This window comes from Hymenobacter sp. M1-2 (assembly GCF_057808495.1).
Map to the genome: position 1 here is coordinate 129,198 of NZ_JBTYZO010000013.1, position 22,225 is coordinate 151,422.

17 protein-coding genes are annotated in these 22,225 nt (G+C 58.8%); 10 read left to right on the plus strand and 7 right to left on the minus strand.

All coding sequences use genetic code 11. The features are described from left to right. Window positions 1–22: 22 nt before the first annotated feature. A complete protein-coding gene (locus ACYSMN_RS14130) occupies window positions 23–2,239 on the minus strand; it encodes a PAS domain-containing sensor histidine kinase (RefSeq protein ID WP_488924542.1) in 2,217 nt (738 codons plus the stop codon). 251 nt (window positions 2,240–2,490) lie between these two features. Between ACYSMN_RS14130 and ACYSMN_RS14135 the strand changes: the two genes are divergently transcribed. From ACYSMN_RS14135 to ACYSMN_RS14145, 3 genes are all read left to right on the plus strand, one after another. Beyond that, window positions 2,491–3,786: an aminopeptidase P N-terminal domain-containing protein gene (locus ACYSMN_RS14135; RefSeq protein ID WP_488924543.1), complete on the plus strand. Its 1,296-nt coding sequence runs from the start codon at window positions 2,491–2,493 to the stop codon at window positions 3,784–3,786. 322 nt (window positions 3,787–4,108) lie between these two features. Further along, a complete protein-coding gene (locus ACYSMN_RS14140) occupies window positions 4,109–5,590 on the plus strand; it encodes an OmpA family protein (protein WP_488924544.1) in 1,482 nt (493 codons plus the stop codon). Window positions 5,591–5,850: 260 nt separating this feature from the next. Continuing rightward, window positions 5,851–7,470: an OmpA family protein gene (locus ACYSMN_RS14145; RefSeq protein ID WP_488924545.1), complete on the plus strand. Its 1,620-nt coding sequence runs from the start codon at window positions 5,851–5,853 to the stop codon at window positions 7,468–7,470. A gap of 467 nt (window positions 7,471–7,937) precedes the next feature. On the opposite strand, the gene ACYSMN_RS14150 is transcribed toward ACYSMN_RS14145, so the two are convergent. The 5 genes from ACYSMN_RS14150 to ACYSMN_RS14170 form a co-directional block, all read right to left on the minus strand. Then, window positions 7,938–8,483 carry a DUF4252 domain-containing protein gene (locus ACYSMN_RS14150; protein ID WP_488924546.1) on the minus strand — a complete coding sequence of 182 codons (546 nt, stop codon included), beginning with the start codon at window positions 8,481–8,483 and terminating at the stop codon, window positions 7,938–7,940. 276 nt (window positions 8,484–8,759) lie between these two features. Continuing rightward, window positions 8,760–10,346 (minus strand): hypothetical protein, encoded by a 1,587-nt coding sequence (locus tag ACYSMN_RS14155; protein WP_488924547.1) that lies wholly within the window; start codon window positions 10,344–10,346, stop codon window positions 8,760–8,762. Between the two features lie 111 nt (window positions 10,347–10,457). Beyond that, window positions 10,458–10,865: an EVE domain-containing protein gene (locus ACYSMN_RS14160; RefSeq protein WP_488924548.1), complete on the minus strand. Its 408-nt coding sequence runs from the start codon at window positions 10,863–10,865 to the stop codon at window positions 10,458–10,460. 110 nt (window positions 10,866–10,975) lie between these two features. Next, the gene (locus tag ACYSMN_RS14165; protein ID WP_488924549.1) at window positions 10,976–11,365 is read right to left on the minus strand and encodes a hypothetical protein; all 390 of its coding nucleotides are present in this window, start codon (window positions 11,363–11,365) and stop codon (window positions 10,976–10,978) included. Between the two features lie 63 nt (window positions 11,366–11,428). Next, a complete protein-coding gene (locus ACYSMN_RS14170) occupies window positions 11,429–11,824 on the minus strand; it encodes a hypothetical protein (RefSeq protein WP_488924550.1) in 396 nt (131 codons plus the stop codon). Between the two features lie 186 nt (window positions 11,825–12,010). Here ACYSMN_RS14170 and polX point away from each other — a divergent pair, with 186 nt between their 5' ends. The 6 genes from polX (at window position 12,011) to ACYSMN_RS14200 (ending at window position 18,064) form a co-directional block, all read left to right on the plus strand. Further along, window positions 12,011–13,765 carry a DNA polymerase/3'-5' exonuclease PolX gene (gene polX, locus ACYSMN_RS14175; RefSeq protein ID WP_488924551.1) on the plus strand — a complete coding sequence of 585 codons (1,755 nt, stop codon included), beginning with the start codon at window positions 12,011–12,013 and terminating at the stop codon, window positions 13,763–13,765. Between the two features lie 93 nt (window positions 13,766–13,858). Further along, the gene (locus ACYSMN_RS14180) at window positions 13,859–14,926 is read left to right on the plus strand and encodes a glycosyltransferase family 9 protein (RefSeq protein ID WP_488924552.1); all 1,068 of its coding nucleotides are present in this window, start codon (window positions 13,859–13,861) and stop codon (window positions 14,924–14,926) included. Window positions 14,927–15,092: 166 nt separating this feature from the next. Then, on the plus strand, window positions 15,093–15,398 hold the full coding sequence (locus tag ACYSMN_RS14185; RefSeq protein ID WP_488924553.1) for a phosphoribosylpyrophosphate synthetase: 306 nt from the start codon (window positions 15,093–15,095) through the stop codon (window positions 15,396–15,398). A 6-nt stretch (window positions 15,399–15,404) separates the two neighbouring features. Beyond that, complete coding sequence (locus ACYSMN_RS14190; protein WP_488924554.1) at window positions 15,405–15,848, plus strand: OsmC family protein; 444 nt, start codon at window positions 15,405–15,407, stop codon at window positions 15,846–15,848. A 127-nt stretch (window positions 15,849–15,975) separates the two neighbouring features. Beyond that, a complete protein-coding gene (locus ACYSMN_RS14195; protein ID WP_488924555.1) occupies window positions 15,976–16,239 on the plus strand; it encodes a UBP-type zinc finger domain-containing protein in 264 nt (87 codons plus the stop codon). A gap of 94 nt (window positions 16,240–16,333) precedes the next feature. After that, window positions 16,334–18,064, plus strand: coding sequence for a cellulase family glycosylhydrolase (locus tag ACYSMN_RS14200; protein ID WP_488924556.1), 1,731 nt, complete (start codon window positions 16,334–16,336; stop codon window positions 18,062–18,064). A gap of 106 nt (window positions 18,065–18,170) precedes the next feature. Here the strand turns inward: ACYSMN_RS14200 and serS are convergent, their stop codons facing one another. Then, a complete protein-coding gene (gene serS / locus ACYSMN_RS14205) occupies window positions 18,171–19,457 on the minus strand; it encodes a serine--tRNA ligase (protein WP_488924557.1) in 1,287 nt (428 codons plus the stop codon). A gap of 489 nt (window positions 19,458–19,946) precedes the next feature. Here serS and rho point away from each other — a divergent pair, with 489 nt between their 5' ends. Then, complete coding sequence (gene rho, locus ACYSMN_RS14210) at window positions 19,947–22,199, plus strand: transcription termination factor Rho (protein WP_488924558.1); 2,253 nt, start codon at window positions 19,947–19,949, stop codon at window positions 22,197–22,199. Window positions 22,200–22,225 lie beyond the last annotated feature (26 nt).

Genomic DNA, 22,225 nt, shown 5'->3' on the forward strand with positions numbered 1-22,225 from the left:
AACCGCTATAAGTCAGCCCCGCTTACTCCCGCAGAAACACCCGGAACGTGGTGCCTTGGCCGACTTCGCTTTCCACCTCAATGTGCCCGCCGTTGGCCTGCACGATGCGGTTGACGAGGTAGAGGCCCACGCCGGTGCCTTCCGCGTGGGCGGCGTGGAAGCGGCGGAAAAGTTGGAATAATTCGCCCTCGTGGCGCTCCACGTCAAAGCCCAGGCCGTTGTCATCTACTCGTAAAATGGGACTGTTATCCTCCGCCACCCACACCGACACGTGAATGCGGGCCGGGCGGGCCGGGTCGGCGTACTTCAGGGAATTACCGATGAGGTTGAGCAGAATGGTGCGCAGGTTGGGGCGCGAAAAGTGCAGCTCGGGGCGGGCCGCAAAATCAGTCGTGACACGGGCCCGAGCGGCTAGTACCTGAGGGTGTAGTGTTTGAAGAACTTCTTGCGTGAGGTCGTGCAGCCGCACGGTTTCGGCGGCCTCGTGCGGCTCTTGCTGCGTCTGACCCAGCGCGGCCAAATCCTCAATGCTGGTGCTAAGCTGACGCAGCGCATCATGGATCAATGACAACAGAATCTGTTCCTCCGCCGGATCGTGAAACGTGACGGCGTGGCGCAGCTCATCAAACAAGCCGGAGAGGTTGTTAACGGGTTGTTTGAGGTCGTGGCTGGCTGCGTACACGAAGTTGTCGAGGTCTTGGTTGGTGCGCGTGAGTTGGCGGTTGGTACTGCCCAACTCGCGGTTGGTGGCCCGCAGCTGCTCGTTGATAGCCGCCAGCTCCTGGTTTAAGCTTTGGATTTGCTGATTGGCGCGAATCTGCTCCGTTACCTCAAACGCGAAGACCAGTACCCCGTCAACGTGCCCATCTTCATCGTAGCGGGCCTGCTGAATAAAATTGAAGTAACGGTCTTCTAAACCTCCATCACTGGGGCGGGCAAAAGCAATGAGCAGATTTTCTGCCCGGTGGGTAATGCCGGTTGCGTATACCGTCTGGATGGTTTGGTAAGTGGTGTGGCCTATTATTTCGGGCAAAGCCTCCAGGAGGGGAAGGCCGAGTAAAGTACGCTCAGGAAATAGCTCTTGGTAGCTGCCGTTAACCAGCTCAAACACCAGCCTCGTTCCGCCAAGTATGCAAATGGCGGCGGGTGCCTCAAGGAAGAGGCGTTCCAGCCGTTTTTTTTGCCGCTCGGCTTCCCTCTGCGCGGCCTGGAGCTGAAAAGTGCGGTCTAGCACGCGCGCTTCCAACTCCTGATTGAGCTGGCGCAATTGCTGGTCTGTCGCGTACAGATCCTCGTTGGTGGCCTGGAGCTCTTCGTTGGTAACCTGTAGCTCCTCGTTGGCGGTAGCCAGTTCCTGCTCACTTTCCTCGCTGCGGCGACGAGTCAGTGCCTGCTCGCTCACGTCGTAGGCAAAAATAAGTACGCCTGTGATGGTGCCCGTCGCGTCGCGGGCGGCTTGGTAGATGAAGTTGAAATATACCGGATCGAGCCGCCCGGAGTTGGTTTGGTCGAGGTAGGCCAGCACTTCCTTGCCGTAAAAAGTTTTGCCCGTGCGGTATACCTCATCGAGCAGCGCGAAAAAGGGTTGGCCTTCCAGCTCGGGCAGGGCTTCTCGAATGGTTTTACCCACCAAGGACCGACCGCCAAACAGTTGCCGGTAGAGCGGATTGGCTAGCGTGAAGGTGTGCTTGGGGCCCGTGAGAGTGGCAATGCAGGCCGGCGCCTCCGTAAAAGCAGAATGTAGCTGCTGGCGTTGAGCTTCGGCCTCGGCGCGGGCAGCTTTCTCCCGCGCCTGGCTCTCTCGCAAGGCCTCTTCCACGGCCGTGCGCGGCTGGTCGGCCGTATCCGTGACACTCACTATCAGGCCGGCCCCTACGCGCCGGGCTGCCGCGCGGAAATAGTTATCAATCTGGCCTTCCTGGTATAGTAGCTCAAAATACGCGGGCTCGCCAGACAAAAATGTGTTACGCAGAAAGGCCAAGCCCCCATTTTCAAGGCTGGGCTGAAACTGCTGTACGAACGTCTGGTGGGGGAGGGCGGGCAGCCGGAGCATCTGCTGCGCTGCGGGGTTTAAGTGTACAAATGAAAAATCTACCACCTTGCCAGCGTCCACCTGATCGTAGATGGGTGCGAGGAACATAACACCAGCCAGTGAAACATCGAGCAAACTGAGCAGGAGCTCATCGGGCGGGAAGAACTCGGTAAGCGCCACCAGCGACAAATTGGGAGAATCGGGCATATGTATAGCGCAGCTTGAGGCCTGACGCAGTAAGAGCAGCCGTTGCGGGTCTCAGAACTGAACGAAAACCAGAGGCACAGGTTGGAAGAGCAAAGTAACAATGTGCTGCTCAGCTTTATTGTGTTAGGCCGGGCCCAACCCCACAATTGGCCCCGAAAACATCCTCCCTAGGCCACCTGAAGGCTAGAGTAGCTGTTTGTGGGAGAGGCTTGTTAATTTGCGCGCCTCTCCACGTTCTAAATGCCCCACCCATGCGCTACGGCCCTATTTCTCCCGAGCTGTTCATTGAAAACCGCCGCCGCTTCCGCGAGCAGCTGCCCCCGGCTTCGTTGGCCATCTTCCACTCCAACGACGTGATGCCCACCAACGCCGACGGCACCTTGCCGTTCCGGCAAAACAACGACCTGTTCTACCTCTCCGGCGTCGACCAGGAAGAAAGCATCCTCGTGCTCTGCCCCGATGCCACGCTGCCGCAGTACCGCGAAATCCTGTTCCTGAAGGAAACCAGCGAGCATATTCTGGTGTGGGAAGGCTACAAGCTCACCAAAGACGAGGCCCGCGCCCAGTCGGGGGTGCCCACCATCATGTGGCTCGACTCGTTCAAGACTGTGCTGCCGGCTCTCATGAACGAGGCCGAAAACGTGTTCCTCAACACCAATGAGCACATTCGCTCGGTGGTGGAGGTCGAAACCCGCGACGCCCGCTTCATCAAGTGGGTTCGGGAGGCGTACCCGCTACACACCTACCGCCGCGCCGCGCGCATTATGCACCAGCTGCGCGCCATCAAGAGCCCCGAGGAAATCCGGCTCATGCGCCGCGCTGCCGACATCACCGGCGACGCTTTCCGCCGTCTGTTGGGTTTCGTGCGGCCGGGCGTGATGGAATACGAAATAGAAGCCGAAATCTTCCACGAGTTTTTGCGCCAAGGCTCCCGCGGGCCGGCCTACGGCAGCATCATTGCCTCCGGGGCCAATGCCTGCATTCTGCACTACGTCAGCAACGACCGGGAGTGCAAAGACGGCGACGTGATGCTGCTTGATTTCGGGGCCGAATACGCCAACTACGCCGCCGACCTCTCGCGTAGCATTCCCATCAACGGCAAATTCACGCAGCGCCAGCGCGACGTATACGAAGCCGTGCTCCGCGTCATGAAATTTGCCACTTCGCAGCTCATAGCCGGCAACAACATTGAGGAGTACCACGCCGCCGTGGGCCGCACCATGGAGCAGGAGCTAATCAAGCTGGATTTGCTCAATGAGTCGGATGTGAAAAACCAGGACCCGGCCGCGCCGCTCTACAAAAAGTATTTCATGCACGGCACCTCGCACTACCTCGGCCTCGACGTGCATGATGTCGGTTTCAAATACCGCACCTTCGAGCCAGGCATGGTCTACACCTGCGAACCGGGCATTTACATCCGTGAAGAAGGCCTCGGCATCCGCCTCGAAAATGACATTCTCATCACCCAGTCCGGCAACGAAGACCTGATGCGCGACATCCCACTTGAAGCCGACGATATTGAGCGCCTGATGAGTGCCGGCCGGTAGGCACGAGACGACCATCAAATCTGCCACTGGAAAGGCCGTTCACCCGAGATGAGCGGCCTTTTTCATTGTATTTATAGATAAATATTAATTCTTGTGCTAAGATATAAACGGCCATTTTGAGGGCCAATATGTGGTCTGTCTGGTTGGGAATCAGGAAGAAGGCTCCTCGGTAGGCTTCTGCTTGTGCATAAGGCTCGGTCATCTTCTGTGGGCTGCACCATAACTTTCCGAAGCGTAGAACGGTATAGGAGGCTACTTCTGGGCGCCGGGGCTGTGTTGGCGATGGTGTTCCGGGAGGTTTTGTTCACCAAAATTCTCGGCTATGAGAAAGCAATTAACTACTACTTTGGCGCTGGGACTAACGCTACTGGCGGCGGCTCCGCGCGGGCATGCTCAGACGGCCGACCGCAAAACGGCAATTAGTCTCTATGGCAGCGCCTACCAGTACAAAGGCAACTTCGGTTCCAGCTTCTGGAAGTGGGACGACAACCAGTACGGCCCCGGCATCAGCATCAACCGTTACCTCTCGCCCGGCTTGGACCTTGGCCTGCAAGGTGCGTACGTGGAACTGAAAAGCACCGACGAGCAAACCGCTGCTCGGGCCAATTCGCTCTTCACTACCAACGTGGTGAACGTGAACCTGGCGCTGAAGCTGAAACTTAACAACGGCTGGGCGCTGAAAGAAGACGCCGTAATTCAGCCGTACCTGTTGGCGGCACCCGGCATTGCCTACACCAGCCGCGAAGGCTCGTTCAACGCCAACGGCACCAGCACGCTCATCGACGAGGACAAAACGTATTTCGACCTGTTCGGCGCCGCTGGTATCAACTTCCGCATTAGCGACGCGGTAGGCATTTTCGTGCAGACGGGCCAGCACATTCCGCTGAATGCCAACCTCGATGGCGACCCTAACCGCGACGACAACAAGTTTGACGACCGGTATTTACAGCACACGGCTGGTGTTACCATCGCCTTTGGTAAGGCCAAGGACGAAGACCAAGACGGAGTTCCGGACCGTAAAGACAAGTGCCCCGCAACTCCTGCGGGCGTAGCAGTAGACGAAACCGGCTGTCCGCTTGATGGCGACAAAGACGGGGTTCCAGACTACCAGGATAAGTGCCCCACTGAAGCCGGCACGGCTGCCCTCGAAGGCTGCCCCGATAAGGACAATGACGGCGTGCGCGACTCGGAAGATGAGTGCCCCGACCAAGCTGGTACAGCTGCGCTACGTGGCTGCCCCGATGCGGATGGCGACGGTGTAGCCGACAAAAACGACAAATGCCCCGATACGCCAGCCGGCACGCAAGTAGATGCCAACGGTTGCCCGCTGGTACTCGACTCTGACAACGACGGCGTGAAAGACGACGTGGATAAGTGCCCCGGCACCCCAGCCAACACCCGCGTAGATGCCAACGGTTGCCCGCTGACCATCGATCCGGCCGTGAAGCAACTGGAGAAACCCATCCGCTTCCGTACCAACAGCACCGTTATCACGACGGCTTCGTACCCGGCCCTGAACAAGATTGCTCAGGCCCTGAAAGACCACCCCGAGTATAGCTTGCGCGTTATCGGCCACGCCGACAGCCGCGGCAGCGACGCCTTCAACCAGGCTCTCTCCGAGCGCCGGGCCAACTCGGTGAAACGTTACTTCACGGGCAAGAAGGTTGATCCGACCCGCGTAGTGACGGAAGGCCGTGGCGAGAGCGAGCCAGCTGCTCCGAACACGTCTTCTAAGAATATGAGCCAGAACCGTCGGGTAGAATTCAACTTCGAGTTCTTCATCCCGACCACGCCGCAGCCCTAAGGCCAAGCGTTGAACCGCAAAAAAAGCGGCGAGCCCTCGTGGTTCGCCGCTTTTTTTGCGGCTCAAATCGCCTGAAAGCTCAAAATTCACGTTCAATACTGAACCCGGCGTATATAGAAGGCCGTAAATAAGCCGCAAGTAGATGTATTAGAAATAGAATCTTGTTTAAGCACAACCTTAGCGTGACAGAAAAAGTATAGCAGGCAGGTTTCAGAACCCATGCGGCTTTCAGCATCTCTCTCAACCCCCTCTTCCTTCCCATGAAACACCTTATTACCACTGGCGTCGCGCTGGGTATGCTCTTATGGGGCGCCCCGCAGGCGAAGTCCCAATCGGCCGATAAGAAGACGGCCATCAGCCTCTACGGCAGCGCGTATCAATACAAAGGCAACTTCGGTTCCAGCTTCTGGAAGTGGGACGACAACCAGTATGGCCCTGGTATCAGCATCAACCGCTACCTCTCGCCCGGCTTGGACCTCGGCCTGCAAGGTGCGTACGTAGAGCTGAAAAGCACCGACGAGCAAACCGCTGCTCGATTCAATTCGCTCTTCACCACCAATGTAGTGAACGTGAACCTGGCCCTGAAGCTCAAGCTCAACAACGGCTGGGCTTTCAAGGAAGACGCTTTCATTCAGCCGTATCTGCTGGCTGCTCCCGGTTGGGCGTTCACCAGCCGTGAAGGCGTGTTTAATGGCAATGGGCAGAGCACGCTCATCGACGAAGACAAAAGCTACTTCGACCTATTTGGCGCCGCCGGTATCAATTTCCGGCTCGGCGATGGTGTCGGCCTGTTTGTGCAGACGGGCCAGCACGTGCCACTGAAAGCCAACCTCGACGGCGACCCCGCGCGGGATGAGGATAGCTTCGATGACCGCTACCTGCAACATACCGTGGGCCTGACCGTGGCTTTCGGGAAGATGAAGGATGAGGACGGCGACAAAGTGGCCGACCGCAAAGACAAGTGCCCTGGCACGCCCGCCGGCGTAACCGTAGATGCCAATGGCTGCCCCCTCGATGGCGACGGCGACGGCGTACCGGACTACCAGGATAAGTGCCCCACCGAAAAAGGCGTAGCCGCGCTGGAAGGCTGCCCCGACCGCGACGGTGACGGTGTGCGCGACAGCGATGACAAATGCCCCGATACGCCCGGCAAGGCCGAACTCCAGGGCTGCCCCGATGCCGACGGTGATGGTGTGCGTGATGGCGATGATAAGTGCCCCAACACCCCGGCTGGCGTGAAAGTAGACGCCACTGGTTGCCCCGTAGACAGCGACGGTGATGGTGTGCCCGATTTCGAAGACCGTTGCCCCAACCGTCCCGGCCCGGCTTCCAACAAAGGCTGCCCCGAAATGAAAGTGGAAGAGAAGAAGAAGCTTCAGGAGGCTACTAAGTTCATCCAGTTCGACTTCAACAAGGCCACTCTGAAGCCGATTTCCTTCCCCACGCTCGATGGCTTGGTGCAAATCCTCAACGATTACCCAGACTACAGCCTCGCCATCTCGGCCCACGCCGACAACAAGGGCGACGACAACTACAACCTGCGCCTGTCGGATGATCGGGCAGCCTCGGCCCGGATATACATGCTGAGCAAGGGCATCACCGCCGACCGGATTGTGTCGCATGGCTACGGCGAAAGCAAGCCCATTGCCGATAATGCCACCGAAGCCGGCCGTGCCATCAACCGCCGCGTGGAATTCGACGTGTACCTGCCTGGCGACCCGAACCCTGCCGAAACGAAGTACGGCCCCGCCCCGGCAATTCCTGCCGCTCCTGCCAAAGCTGCTCCGGTGAAAAAGGCGCCAGTGAAAAAGGCGGCTCCCACCAGAAAAGCTCCGGTGAGAAAAGCCCCTGCTCGCAAGCCTTCTCCGGGCGCGAGATAGGTTCTGTTAGGCTCAAAAAACGCCTGATGCCTTCACTAAAAAGCGGCCTGCTACTTAGCAGGCCGCTTTTTGTTTGCTACAACAAGCCAACCGGCCAACTACTAGCCGAGCCAGAAGAACGTACCCGGTACACAACGCCAAGTTCGCAGCGGCTTTTGAGTTAAAGTGGGGCCTTGCGGTGGCAGGCAGCGAAAAGCTATCTGCCCCGATTCTATACCAACGCTGAAGCAATTATAGGTTGGTAGACACTAGTGGGAAAAAGTAGAGACGCGTCTACCAAGCTTGATAGACACTAGTAGGAAAAATAGGAGAGGTGTCTACCAACTCTAGTATGCCTTTATAAAGTGGTTCTCGCGGCAGTCGATAGTGCACGCCGATGCACTTGGCTACACCTGACAACAACGCATAAGAAACGGCCGCTTCTAGTAAGGAGCGGCCGTTTTTTATGAAATTAGGGAAGGGAACTGCTATTTGCTCGTTTCGGCTATGCTAGGCAGTATTTTAATGAGCTGGTCGAGCTGGCCTTTGGTGAAGTTGCCACCAATGGACATAAGCATAAAAGAATCTGGCACGCCGGACACGCTCGTGGTGGCTACCACTTCGCTTACTCGGTCGCCCTGCTGGCGGGTGGCGTAGCGCACGTTGTTGCTGCTGGTAGTGAGCGGCGTGTACCGCTCGTTGGCTAGCAGGCCATTCACTTCTTCCACCAGACCTTCGGATACCAGTTTTTGGGCGCTGGCGCTGGTGGGCGTGAAGGTGAGAATGCGGAAGCTGCGAATGGACGATAGGGCCTCCGTGATGTCATTGTCGCCACCTAGCTTGCCGAGGCGGCCGAGCAGGAAGCGGGTGGTAAGTCCGGCTTTCCAGTCGGTAGCCTTGAAGCCGGAGCGGTTTTCATATTTGTTGAAAAACTCGGCCACCGTACGGGCTGGCTTACCCGGACCACTGGCCCGGCAGCCGGCTAGCAACAACAGCGCTACCAGGGGCAGCCAGAAAAACGCGCGTATTCTCATGCGGAAAAGAAAATGAAGTTGACAGGTAAGAAGAGGCAAGTTGGTGGATTAAACGCTGTTCTTCGCATTACAGCCATTCCCGTGTCGTAAAGCCTCTCTATTGGCCGGTGCAACTCTCTGCTGTCAGCTCATTTCTGCCTTTCGCCTTATGTTATATTGAATTGAGCAGCGCGAAGTACTTGGAAAATGTCGTGCTGGTGCAGGCGGACAGGATTATCCGGATGCTGCCTATCGGCGGACAGCATGGCAGAATATATCCGTTGCTACTCGGCTCCGTTACTCGAAGCTTACGGCATTCAGGAAGAAAACTTCCCGGTCGGGGGCTCGCTCCGCGCGTACGTGCTGGTAGCCGTAGGCCAGAAAACGGCTACCGTACCACGTAACTAGCCCTTCCTGCGTGGTATTGGTAGGCTTCTCCTTTGCCGTAGGCAGCGCCGACGTTTTCAGATTGACGTGCAAATCATTAGGCGAAGGACTGGATTTGTCGATGACCTTGTAGCAGAGCTTGTCGTTGTCGAGGTAGGCAATGGCGACGCGGCCGTCGGGCATGGGGCGCAGCCGTACGGTTTCAGTTAGCGTGTAGCGCACCACATCTTTTAGCACAAACGTGTTGTCCCAGAGAAGATTGCCACGCTTGTCGAAGCCGCATACCAGGGCGTGGGTGATGCGGTAACCATCGAAATTGCGGTTGCCGTTGGCCCAGTTGGCGTTGCCGTAGCCCGAATAGTAATAAGGGCTGTAAGGAAAGCCCATCCCGTAGGAATTGTAGCGGTAGTGCGGGAAATACACTTCGGCCACCATCACGTAGCCATCCTCGAACGGAATTAGGTCGTGGATGAGCGTGCGGTAGCGCAGGCGCATCACCCGGTCGGTGGCGCGCATTTTCTCGCTCCGCTGCTTGATCCGGTTGGCCCGGCCCGGACTCATGAAGTCGAAAAAGTGCTTGAGATTCGCAAAGTCGTAGAACCGCAGCGAGCGGCGAGAACCGGTAGGCGTCACGCCGGCCGACAAATCGGCGGCGAACAAGCCCTGCGAATAGCGCGGGTCGCGGAGGGTGTAAGTGCCCGCCAACAGCCGCCCGTTGGCCGAGTCGGTGGCCGGGCTGATTTGCGCCGAAATCAAGCCCCGCTCGCTCTCAGCCTGCACAAACTCGGAGTGCAGCAACATACCGCGCGCCGACAGCTGTTTGAGCTGCAAACGCATCTTGTACCCGTTGGTCTGGCTCATTACGAACTCAGCCCGCTGGGCAGCAGAATCGGCCAAGAAGGAAAGTTGCGCCGGCAGCGGCTCATACACCGACGGCAAAAATTGGTGCTTGCCCGTGGCAAGGTCGAGGAGCAGGATGGTGAGGTGGTTGTCCACAAGCACCGTCACGAAGAGGTTGCCGGCCAGCGCCTTCAGGTCGTAGATGTCGCGGGCCAGCTTGGTTTCAAACTGATACGTGCGCATTTCGCCGCTGAGACCATCCACCGCGGCTACCCACAGCTTATGGTTGACGTATTCGGACTGAAATAGAGCGTACACGTTGGAGCCCTCGGCGCAGAATTGCTGGAACTCATACTCGGGCGGCACGGTGAGGGCGCGGTTCCAACTGGCTTGCAGGCGATGGTCGTATTTCTGGAAAGAGTAAGAGTCGCGCCGATGACCGGGGGCATCTTGCTTCACCAGCAGCACCACGCTGCTGTCTTGCATAAGCGGTTGCACCCGCACATCACTCGAATACACTTCCAAGGGTAATTCGAGGCGGGCGGCTTGGGCAGGGGTATAAGCGGCCGGAGCGGCGGCTTGCGTTTGGGCTTGGGCCGGCTGCACGGTGGTGCCAGCCAGCAACAAGCAAAGCAGGAAGGAATAGTAGTGCTTCATAACCAAAACCTAAGGCTTGTAGGAGCTACTTGGTTCCGGAAGATACGATGAAGCTGGCGCAAAGTCACGCCCAATTGTAGGAAAATTCCAAGCTGAGCGGCCTCTCTTTCGTTAGGCGCCCAGCTCCACAATAGTGTCGAACTCAGCGGCTTTTAGCGGCATCACCGACAGGCGCGACTGGCGCAGCAGCCCAATCTGGTTCAGGCGTTCATCTTGCTTGATTTGAGCCAGGGAAACGGGCCGGGCAAGCGGCTGCTGCGGTTTGAGACGCACGGCCACCCAGCCGCTGCCGGCTTCGGCGGTAGCATCGGGCGCGGCGGCAGCAGCTACCTCGGCGATGCCCACCACCTGCTTTTCGCTCACGCTGTGGTAGTAGAGCACCAAGTCGCCGGGTTGCATCTGTTGCAGGAAGTTGCGGGCTTGGTAGTTGCGCACGCCGGTCCAGTCGGTGCCACCATCGCGCAGCAAATTTGCCCAGGAATAGGCTTCAGGTTCAGATTTGACGAGCCAGTAGTTCATGCGGCGAAGCTAGCAAAGAACCCGCAAGCTCTGCAATTCGCGAGGCTTCCCAACTGTCGCCGTTGCGCAACACTTGCTGATCTGCCAGTGCCGCATCTGCTGGACTAAGCCTACCACTTCACCCGGACCGTAGTGGCATCCACTGCTTTGAGGGTTACTTGGTAGGCGGGTTGCTCGTTGCTTAGTTTGATGCGGAAAACCCCTTCCCCAAGGGCCGTCCATGTACCAGGCACATCGAGGGCTTCATCGGCTGGGCCTTGGGTATGCTGCACAAAACGGCCTTCGGGCTCGAACCGAAAACCATCGATGCCCCCTTCGCCCGTGGGTTTAAATTCGCTCAAGGGGCGGTAGCTGTAGAAGCCTTGCGCATCTTGCTGGCGGGTATTGTACCAGTCTTTTCCAAATAAGGCATCCGGCGTTGATAGGTCGCTTTCTTGTCTGCAACTGCCCAAAGTCAGGACGAACACGAAAAGGAGCGAGAGAAACGAGGAATAGCGCATAATCGAACTGGAAAGAAGATGAAGTTTTGTTGTCAAGATTCAGCTGTTGGGCCAACCGCTACTTCACTTCTCAATCCGACGCACTTTCAGCACGTCATTTTCCAACGACACTATTTCTAGTGTATAATCGGGGTCTTTCTGGTCGGTGAGGGAAATGCGGACGGTATGGTCGTTTTCGGGCTTCCAGGTACCTTTGCGGCCTTCCAGCCCATCGGTAGGGGCGATGTCGAACTGCGTGAAGAGGCCGTTGGGGTCGAAGGAAAAGCCGGTGCGGCCGCGCGAGGGAGGGAAGGCGTAAGTGTTGGGCCGGTACACGCGTACGTCGCCTTGGTCTTCTTCGTGCGCGTGCAGCCACGTGCGCTCCAACTGCTTGAGCCGGGTGCTCGTTTTGGCGTCGGGCTGGCAGGTGGCGGCCAGCAGTAGCACGCTCAACGCGGCCAGAACAGTGAACAAACGCATAAAAAAAGAAGGCTGAAGAGTGGGAATAGAAGCTCACCGAAAGGCAGCCTCGTATGGGCAAAGGTAGTACTTCGCGGCCCGGTATGGCGTATACGACTAAGCCATACGCTAGAGTTTAGGCCATCAAGCTACAACTTTGCCCGTACCTTTACTTGCTCTCCTTCTCACCCTCTACTGCTACTTCCCTTGGACAACCGCGCGCTGATTCGTGCCTTCCGCCTGACTGCCCAGCTCATGGAGCTGCACGACGAAAATCCGTTTAAAATCCGGGCGTACGAAGGCACGGCCAACGCGCTGGAGCAACTCAGCGTGCCCGTGGCCGACATTGAGCGCCACGGCCTGCCCGACCGCACGGGCCTGAGCAAAACCGCCGCCGCCAAAGTGGCCGAAATGCTCGACACTGGGTCCTTCGAAGAGCTGACGCGCTTACTCAACAGCACGCCACCCGGCGTGGTGGAGCTGCTGAAAGTGAAAGGCATCGGCCCCAAGAAAATCCGCAGCTTGTGGAAAGACCTCGGCATCGAAGGCCCGGAGCAATTGCGCGAAGCCGCCCAGAACGATGAGGTGAGCAAACTCAAAGGCTTCGGCAAGAAAACGCAAGACGCCATTCTAGCCGCCCTCGAATTCACGGACCAGAGCCGCGGCAAGCTGCTCTATCCGCAGGCTGAAGAGCTGGCCGAAGACCTGCTTGGCCGGTTGCAAGAAGTTGCTGGCGTAGAACAAGCCGCCGTAGCCGGCGAAGTGCGCCGCCGCCTCGAAACCGTAGAAACGGTGCTGCTTGTGGTGGCTACCACTCAGCCACCGGCCGTGCACACTGTACTCAACCAACTCGATGGTCTTACGCCCGACCCGCGCCGCAGCGGCCCGTTTGCGTGGCGCGGTACGGCCACGGCATCAGGCGTGAAGGTGGAAGTACTGCTCGTGGCGCCCGCCGATTTCGTTAATCAACTGTTGCTGCATTCGGCGGCCGAGGAGCATTTGACCGAGGCTCTGGCGGATGAAATACGGCCCGGCCAGCCGGCCACCTTGCGGCAGTGGCTACGGCGGGAAAAGTTTGCCGCCGAGCCGGAGCTATACCAGCGGGCGGGCTTGCAATACGTGGAGCCCGAGCTGCGCGAAGGGCTAGGCGAGCTGGCGCTGGCCCGCGAAAACAAGCTGCCCCAGCTGCTCGAAGACCAGGACCTGCGCGGCTCCCTGCACAACCATAGTACCTACTCCGACGGCAGCCACAGCCTGCGCGAAATGGCCACTTTCCTGCGCGACCAAGGCTACGAGTACCTCGGCATCTGCGACCATTCGCAGGCGGCGCACTACGCCAACGGCCTCTCGCCGGAGCGCGTACGCCAGCAGCAGCGCGAAGTAGACGAGTTGAACCAAGAGCTGGCGCCGTTTCGCATCTTTAAAGGCATCGAGTCCGATATCTTGTCCGATGGGGCGCTGGATTATCCGCCGGCGGTGCTCGAAACCTTCGATTTCATCGTGGCTTCGGTGCATTCCAACCTCAAAATGGACGAGCGCAAAGCCACCGCGCGAGTGCTGCGGGCCATCGAAAACCCGTACACCACCATGCTAGGCCACCCTACGGGCCGCTTACTGCTGCGCCGGGAGGGCTATCCGCTCGACCACAAAACCATCATCGACGCCTGCGCCGAGCACAAGGTTATCATCGAAATCAACGCCAACCCCTGGCGCCTCGACCTCGACTGGCGCTGGGTGCGCTACGCCCTCGACCAAGGCGTACAACTGAGCATCAACCCCGACGCCCACCACACCAATGGCTACGCCGACATGCGCTACGGCGTGCTGATGGGCCGCAAAGGCGGGCTCACCAAAGCCATGACTTTCAACGCGAAGTCGGTGGAAGAAGCAGCTGCCTACTTCGCCCAGCGCAAGGCCAACATCAAGCCCCCGCTGGAATTCAAGGATTCGTTGTTCGGGTAATTTTGGAAGGAGCTAGGAGATAGAAGCTAAGAGTTAGGAGTCGTTCAGATGCTCCTTTCTCCTAGCTCCTGTCTCCTGTCTCCTAACTCCTCTATGAAAATTCTGATTCTGCGCTTTTCTTCCATCGGTGACATCGTGCTGACTACGCCCGTGATTCGGGCGGTGCGGGAGCAGGTGCCGGGGGCAGTAGTGCATTTTTGCACCAAGCCGGCCTACCGGGGCATACTCGAAGCCAATCCGTACGTGGCGAAGGTGCATTGCCTTACGGGCTCGCTCGGGGAACTGACGGCGGAACTGAAGGTTGAGCAGTTCGATTTCGTCGTGGATCTGCACAACAACCTGCGCACCACGCTGCTCAAGGCCCGGCTCGGAGTGAAGTCGGCCAGCTTCGACAAGCTGAACTGGCGCAAGTGGCTGCTCGTGAACCTGAAAATGGACACGCTTCCCCGCGTGCACATCGTGGACCGTTACCTGGCCGCCGCCGCGCCGCTGGGCGTCAAAAACGACGGCAAAGGGTTGGATTATTTCATTCCGGCTGCCGATGAGGTGGACGTTGCTACGGTGCTGCCGCCCGTCTTTCAGCGCGGCTACGTGGCCTTTGCTATTGGCGCGCAGCACGCCACCAAACGTCTGCCAGTGGAGCGTATCATTGAGCTGTGCGGCTTGCTGCGCCAGCCCGTGGTGCTGCTCGGGGGGCGCGAAGACGAAAGCACCGGCCACATCATCGAGCTGGCTTTCGATGAAGGGGCGGCTGCTTCGCCCCCCGCGCCCGGCCGCATCCCCGACAGCCCCTACTATTTCCCCAAGCTGCCAACAACCAACAACCAACCCCAAACCATCATCTACAACGCCTGCGGCAAGTTCAACCTCAACCAATCGGCCTCCCTGGTACGGCAGGCCCGGTTTGTGGTAAGCCACGACACCGGCCTGATGCACATTGCGGCAGCGTTTCGGAAGGAGATTTACAGCGTCTGGGGCAACACGGTACCGGAATTCGGAATGTATCCGTACCGCACAGAGTTTCGGGTGCTGGAAGTCCGTGGCTTACCGTGCCGGCCGTGCTCCAAAATCGGGTACGAGAAATGCCCCCAGGGCCACTTTCGCTGCATGCGCGACATCCCCTTCAACCTGGAACTGCCCCCGCCCCGCGACGGAAGGTGACTCCTGAATGAGGAATTAGGAATTAGGAATGAGCAATGAAGAATTTGGGTCGCAAGCCTGATGATGCTCTTCCTATGATTGGCGCAGTTAGCAGTAGGTGGGCAGTGAGATGTTGAGTTAACCGAACAATGTATACCTTCTCGTGTCTCTAACCTAAAGCCTACTCATGGAAACATACGATACCCTCAGCGAGGCCATGCAGGCCTTGCAGCAGCGCGGCTACGACCAGGATTTCAATCTTGCCGACGAGTACTTGCACTGTCCTGGCCTCGACTTGAAACTGTATCCGCAGCACTTTCAGGTGCGTGAGGTTTACCGTTTCGAGGGCGAAACCGACCCCGGCGACGAAAACGTGCTCTACGCCATCGAGTCCGATCAGGGCGTGAAAGGTTTGCTTGTGAGTGCCTACGGGCCATACTCGGAGCCGATCAACGACGAGTTGATGCAGAAACTCAACTTCCCGCAAGCCTAAGCCACCATGATAGACGCGAACGAGAAGTCGGTGCTGGTGAAGGTAGGCCCCGAAGCACTGCTGGCCGATGTGCAGGCTGGCCGCCACACCTATTTCGTAGATGAGCCCGTGGAAGTAGGCGGCCAGGATCGGGGCCCTACTCCCTACGATTTACTGCTGTCGGCACTGGGAGCCTGCACGGCCATCACGCTGCGCCTTTACGCCACGCAGAAAAAGTGGCCGCTCGAAGGCATTGAGGTGCGCCTGCGCCACCAGCGCATCCACGAGCAGGATTGCGAAAAATGTGAGCAGCCCGGCCACATGCTCGAAGAAGTGCAGAAAGAGCTGCGTCTGCTGGGGCCGCTCAGCGAAGAGCAGCGCCAGCGTCTGGAGGTGATTTCGCAGAAGTGTCCAGTGCAGAAAACACTGACCAACGGCCTACGCATCGTCACGACGCTGGTGACGGAATAAGCGGAGCCGCTACCCTAAACCGTCGTTCCGAACCATCTCAAGGAGCCAGCTCTCCTGTAGCCATGAGGCTCGGCTGACACCAAAACCTAGTCTAACTTCTCACCTCTCAGTTCTAAGCTCTCACCACATGCCTCTTTGCCAGCACCTTTCCGCCCTCGAAACGCTCATTCCCGCTCCCGACCATACCTGCCCCGAGTGCGTCGCCCTCGGCGATACTTGGGTGCACTTGCGCGTGTGCCAGACCTGCGGCCACGTCGGCTGCTGCGACCAATCAAAGAACAAGCACGCCACCGCCCACTTTCACGCCACCGAGCACCCCGTCATTATCTCCGCTGAGCCTGGCGAGCAGTGGGCCTGGTGCTACAAGGACGAGGCGTTTGCGGAATATTAAAGCATAACGTGCCGCGGCCAACATAGTCGCGGCACCAGCCGTAGCCCAGTTAACATCAGCGCTTTTGCTGCCACCCTTTTCCGCCCTGCCTACTATGAAAACACGCTTTTTACTCTCGGAAACCTTGACTAGCCACCGCATGATCGGGGCAGTGCTGGGTTTGCTCCTTAGCTGGGGTTTTTCGGTTGCCGCTTTGGCCCAAACGCCGGTAGCAAAGTATGGAGCCCTGCGCGTGCAAGGCAATCGGATTCTCGACAAGAATAGCCAAGCCATAAGTCTGGCCGGCAACAGCCTTTTCTGGAGCAACAGTGGCTGGGGCGGCGAAAAGTACTACACCGCCAACACGGTGAGCTGGCTGAAAAACAACTGGAACGCCAGCATCGTGCGCGCCGCTATGGGCATCGATGAGTCGGGCGGCTACCTGGAAAATAAGGCCCGCGAAAAAGCTAAGATCAAAACCGTGGTTGATGCCTGCATTGCGCAGGGACTGTATGTTATCATCGACTGGCACTCCCACCAGGCCGAGAAGCACCAGCAGGATGCCATCGACTTCTTCCGGGAAATGGCTACCATCTACGGCAACTCACCCAACGTGATTTATGAGATCTACAACGAGCCGTTGCAGGTGTCGTGGAGCGGAGTGGTGAAGCCCTACGCGCAGGCCGTAGCGAATGCCATCCGAGCCGTGGACCCCGATAACCTCATCGTAGTAGGCACTCCCACTTGGTCGCAGGATGTGGACGTGGCCGCCAACGACCCCGTATCGGGCGCCAACATTGCTTATACCCTACATTTCTACGCTGCCACCCACAAAGAAAGCCTGCGCGACAAAGCCCGCACGGCCCTGAACCGGGGGGTAGCTTTATTCGTGACGGAGTATGGCACCTGCGAAGCCAGCGGCAACGGCTACATCGACAATACTTCCACGCAGCAGTGGATGGATTTCATGCGGCAAAACAGCCTCAGCCACTGCAACTGGGCCTTCAACGACAAAAGCGAGGCAGCTTCGGCGCTGGTATCGGGTACTAATCCAGCCGCTGCCTGGTCCGACAGCTACCTCACCACTTCGGGTAGACTGGTAAAGGGCTACGTGCAAAACTGGAACGGCAGCGCCCCGCCAACATCGCCTCCTCCCACGGGCGGCACCGGCACAAAAACTAAAGTGGAAGCCGAAAGCTACCACGCGATGTCGGGCGTGCAAACAGAAACTACCTCCGACACTGGCGGCGGCCTGAACGTGGGCTGGATTGATACCGGCGACTGGATGGCCTACACCGTAGAGGTGCCCGAGGCCGGAACGTATACCATCGAATACCGGGTGGCGAGCGTAAACAGCGGCGGCCAGATTCGGCTGGAGCAAAATTCCGGTACCACCTTCCTGGGCACCATAGACGTACCCAATACCGGCGGCTGGCAGAACTGGACCACAATTTCGCGCACCGTCACGCTGGCCGCAGGGCGCCAGGATATTGCCATTGGCGTGCCTTCCGGCGGGTTTAATATCAACTGGTGGAGCTTTGCCAAAGCGGCGACTGGCAGCCGCTTGGCTGACAACGGCGCCACCAAGACGCTAACGGCAACCCAGGAAGCAGTGGCGTACCCCAACCCGGTGCAGCAGCAATTGCACGTAAAACGGACCAACACAGAGCAGCCCGGCCACCTGGAAGTGCGCAACGCCCATGGCCAAACGGTACTGCGCCGCAACTGGAACGCCAACAGCGCCGCCACCCTCGACCTACCGACGGAAACGCTAAAAACCGGCCTCCATACGCTGCACCTCACTCAAGGCGACCGAACCACGCTCATTCGGTTCGTGAAGGAATAGCCATTTGCAAAGCTCAAAGAAGCAAAACGGGGTTGCGCTACTGTAGCGCAACCCCGTTTCTGTTTTCACCGGGCGCAAGTAAAACCCTCGCCAATCAGCAACGAAATCAACGGGCTTCGTGCTGAATTTGCTCAAACCCACAGTAGGAGTGGAGCGCCTGCGGCAGGCGGATGCCCGTTTCAGTCTGGTTGTTTTCCAGCAGCGCCGCCACAATGCGCGGCAGCGCCAGGGCCGAGCCGTTGAGTGTGTGCAACAACTGCGTTTTGCCGTTTTCGGTGCGGTAGCGCAACTTCAGGCGGTTGGCCTGGTAGGTTTCGAAGTTCGAGCACGACGACACTTCCAGCCAGCGGCCCTGCGCGGCGCTCCACACTTCGAGGTCGTAGGTGAGGGCCGAGGTGAAACCCATGTCGCCGCCGCAGAGGCGCAGCACGCGGTAGGGCAGCTCCAGCTTCTGCAGCAGCCCTTCGATGTGGGCCAGCATTTCTTCCAGCTGGGCGTAGCTGTGGTCGGGGTGCGCAATCTGCACGATTTCCACCTTGTCGAACTGGTGCAGGCGGTTGAGGCCGCGCACGTCGGCGCCCCAGGAACCGGCCTCGCGGCGGAAGCAGGGCGTGTAGCCGGCGTTACGAATGGGCAGCTTTTCCGGCGCTATGATTTCGTCACGGTACAGGTTGGTGATGGGCACCTCGGCCGTGGGAATCAGGTAGAGGTTGTCCTGCGTGTCGTGGTACATCTGGCCTTCCTTATCGGGCAGTTGGCCGGTGCCGTAGCCGGAAGCCTCGTTCACGAGCACCGGCGGCTGGATTTCGGCGTAGCCGGCGTCACGGGCCTCATCGAGGAAGAAGTTGATGAGGGCCCGTTGTAAACGCGCGCCTTGGTTTTTGTACACCGGAAAGCCGGCTCCTGTAATCTTAACGCCCAGCTCGAAGTCGATGATGTCGTACTTCTTGATTAGCTCCCAGTGGGGCAGGGCCGTGGCGGGCAGCGTGGGCTGTTGGCCAACCTCGCGCACCACCTCGTTGTCCTGCGCCGAACGGCCTTCGGGCACGCTGCTGTGGGGCAGGTTGGGCAATTTGTAGAGCGTTTGCTGCAAGCCCAACTCTACCTGGGCCAGCTCTTCGGCGTGGGTTTTGGTTTGCTGCTTCAGTTCGGCGGTGCGGGCTTTCAGCACTTCCGCTCCGGCTTTGTCGCCGGCCTTCATAAGACCTCCGATCTGACGGGCCAGCTCATTGGCTTCGGCCTGGGCGGAATCGTGGGCGGTTTGCAACTCTTTGCGGCGTTGGTCGAGGGCCAGAATGGCCTGTACGTCGGCCTCGGCCGTTTTGTAGTGTTTTTTCGCCAGCCCGGCCAGTACGGCTTCGGTATGTTCTCTCAGGACGGAAACTTGTAGCATAGAAGGCAGAAAACGCGGAAGGAATGCGGCAAAAGTAGCCGAATGATTTTGCAGATTCTACGGCGGCACGTATTCAGCCATAACCGACCAGCCCATTCGTCGCGAACCTAATACGCCAACGCTCCGTTTTAAGGCACATACCCCAGGCTGCTTTTCGCTGGTATAGCCTCACAGGCTGGATTTTCAGTCGGTTGAGTAACCAGCTAGCGGCAATAAATCCGTAAAATCTGTGCTTGGGTTTGGCAGTTCGACTGTATTACGCTAACATTGCGCTAACAAGCCGGCTGCTGATAGTCGGGCCCGTCGTTGATTTCATACGTCCGGTCCGCGGTTATTTTCCAGCATCACCGCCTACTACAACCCCTCTGTTCCTTTTCGAACCCCTCCCGTGCTGAACGCCGCTCCCGCGGCTCCTAGGCATTGCCACATTTGAGGGCAATGCGCTGCTGTTGGCTGTGCCCCCCGATTTTCCCTCCCCTCATTGCATCTATGTACACTATTGAAGAGTTGAAAGACCGCCTGCTTTCAGAGTTAAAAGAAATAGCGGAAGAACTCAACGTTGGCAACTTTAAGAAACTCAGCAAGCAGGATCTGATTTACAAGATTCTCGATCAGCAGGCCGTACTGCCCGCCGACAAGCTTCCTCCTAAAGTGAAATCGGCTGGCAAAGCCCGGCCCGCCCAGGCCGAGCCGGCAGTAGCAGTGGCCGAAGCTCCAGCTCCGCCTCGGCCCGCCACCCCAGCTCGGCCGGCTGCTCCGGCCCGTCCTACTGCCTCCGCAACTCGCCCTGCTGCCCCGCGCGGCAGAGCAGCTAAAGCCCCCGTAGCGGTGGCTGCCCCAGTACCAGAACCTGCCGTTGCTCCAACGCCAGTTGCAGCCCCGGAAGCCCCGGCTCCAGTTGAGGCGGTGCGCAGCCCGGCGCCAGCCCCGGTGGCCGAGGTAGCTGCGCCGGAAGTAGCCATTTCTGAGCGTCCCGTAAAGCCTTATCAGCGCCCCGAGCGTCGTACCCGCGAAGCCACCGGCCGCGGCGGACGCCTCGTCTCAATAACTCCCGAAGCACCCACCGAGGCCGCTGCACCAATTGCGGAGGTAGCTCCAGTAGTTGCACCAACCGTGGCACCGGCAGCTTCGCCAGTAGCCGTAGCGGCGCCAGTCGTTACGGAAGAGCCTAGCGCCCCCGCCGAGCCCGCAGTAGCTCCAACCCCGCGCATCTTCCGCCCCGAGCAGATGAATGCGCCGGTGCGTGCCCTACGCGACCAGCCGCGCGAACGGGAGTCTCGTTCCGACCGTGACCAGCCACGGGATGGCCGGGAAGTGCGGGATTTCCGCGAACTGCGCAACGGCAGCAGCGACGTAGCGCGGCCGGCCGAAGTGCCCCGCGAAAACCGCGAGTTCCGCCCGGAACAGCCCCGGCCAGAGCGGGCTGACCGTGACCCCAATCGTCCTTTGCGCGACCCCAACCGGCCAGAGCGTGATGGCCCGCGCCCCGAGCGCGACCCTAACCGTCCCGACCGGGAGCAGCGCCGCGAAGACCGTTACGCCGCCCGCGAACAGCAGCGCCAGCAACGCCAGGAAGGCGGCGCGCCGCAGCAACAACAGCAACAGCGCGTACGGGCTAACGATTTCGACATCACCGTTCCCGGCGAAGGCACACTGGAAATGATGCCCGACGGTGGCTACGGCTTCCTCCGCAGTCCTTTCTACAACTACCTCGCCTCGCCCGACGACATTTTTGTGGCGCCGCAGCAGGTGAAGCAGTTCAGCCTCAAGGCCGGCGACACGGTGATTTGTACCATTCGGCCGCCCCGCGAAGGCGAGAAATACTACGCCTTGGTAGGAGTGGAAAGCATCAACGGCCGCGCCGTGGAAGACGCCCGCGACCGAGTGCCGTTCAACAGCCTCACGCCGCTGTTTGCGGAAGAGCGTCTGAAGCTCACTACCAAATCCAGCCTCTACAGCACGCGTATTCTGGATTTGTTTGCGCCGATTGGTAAAGGCCAGCGCGGCTTGATTGTGGCGCAGCCCAAAACCGGTAAAACGGTGCTTTTGCAGGAAATTGCCAACGCCATCAGCGAAAACCACCCCGAGGTGTACCTGATGATTTTGCTGATTGACGAGCGCCCGGAAGAAGTAACGGACATGGCCCGCTCGGTGAAAGCCGAAGTGCTCAGCTCCACCTTCGACGAAACGGCCGACCGCCATGTGAAAATCGCCAGCATCGCGCTCGATAAGGCCAAGCGCCTCGTAGAGTGCGGCCACGACGTGGTGATTCTGCTCGACTCTATTACTCGTCTGGCCCGGGCCTACAACACGGTGCAGCCAGCTTCGGGTAAAATTCTGTCGGGTGGTGTGGATGCCAATGCGCTGCACAAACCCAAGCGCTTCTTCGGGGCGGCCCGCAACGTGGAAAATGGCGGCTCGCTCACCATCATTGCCACGGCCCTCATTGAAACCGGCTCCAAGATGGACGAGGTGATTTTCGAGGAATTCAAGGGCACCGGCAACATGGAATTGCAGTTGGACCGCAAACTAGCCAACAAGCGCATCTTCCCGGCCATCGACGTGCCGGCCTCCGGTACGCGCCGCGAAGACTTGCTCATGAGCAAGGACGAGTTGAGCCGGATTTGGGTGCTGCGCAAATTCATGGCCGACATGACGCCTTCCGAAGCCATGGAATTCCTCAAAGACCGCATGAAAGGCACTCGCGACAACAACGAGTTCCTGATTTCGATGAACGGCTAAACGTCTTCTAGCTTCTGAAAAGCCGC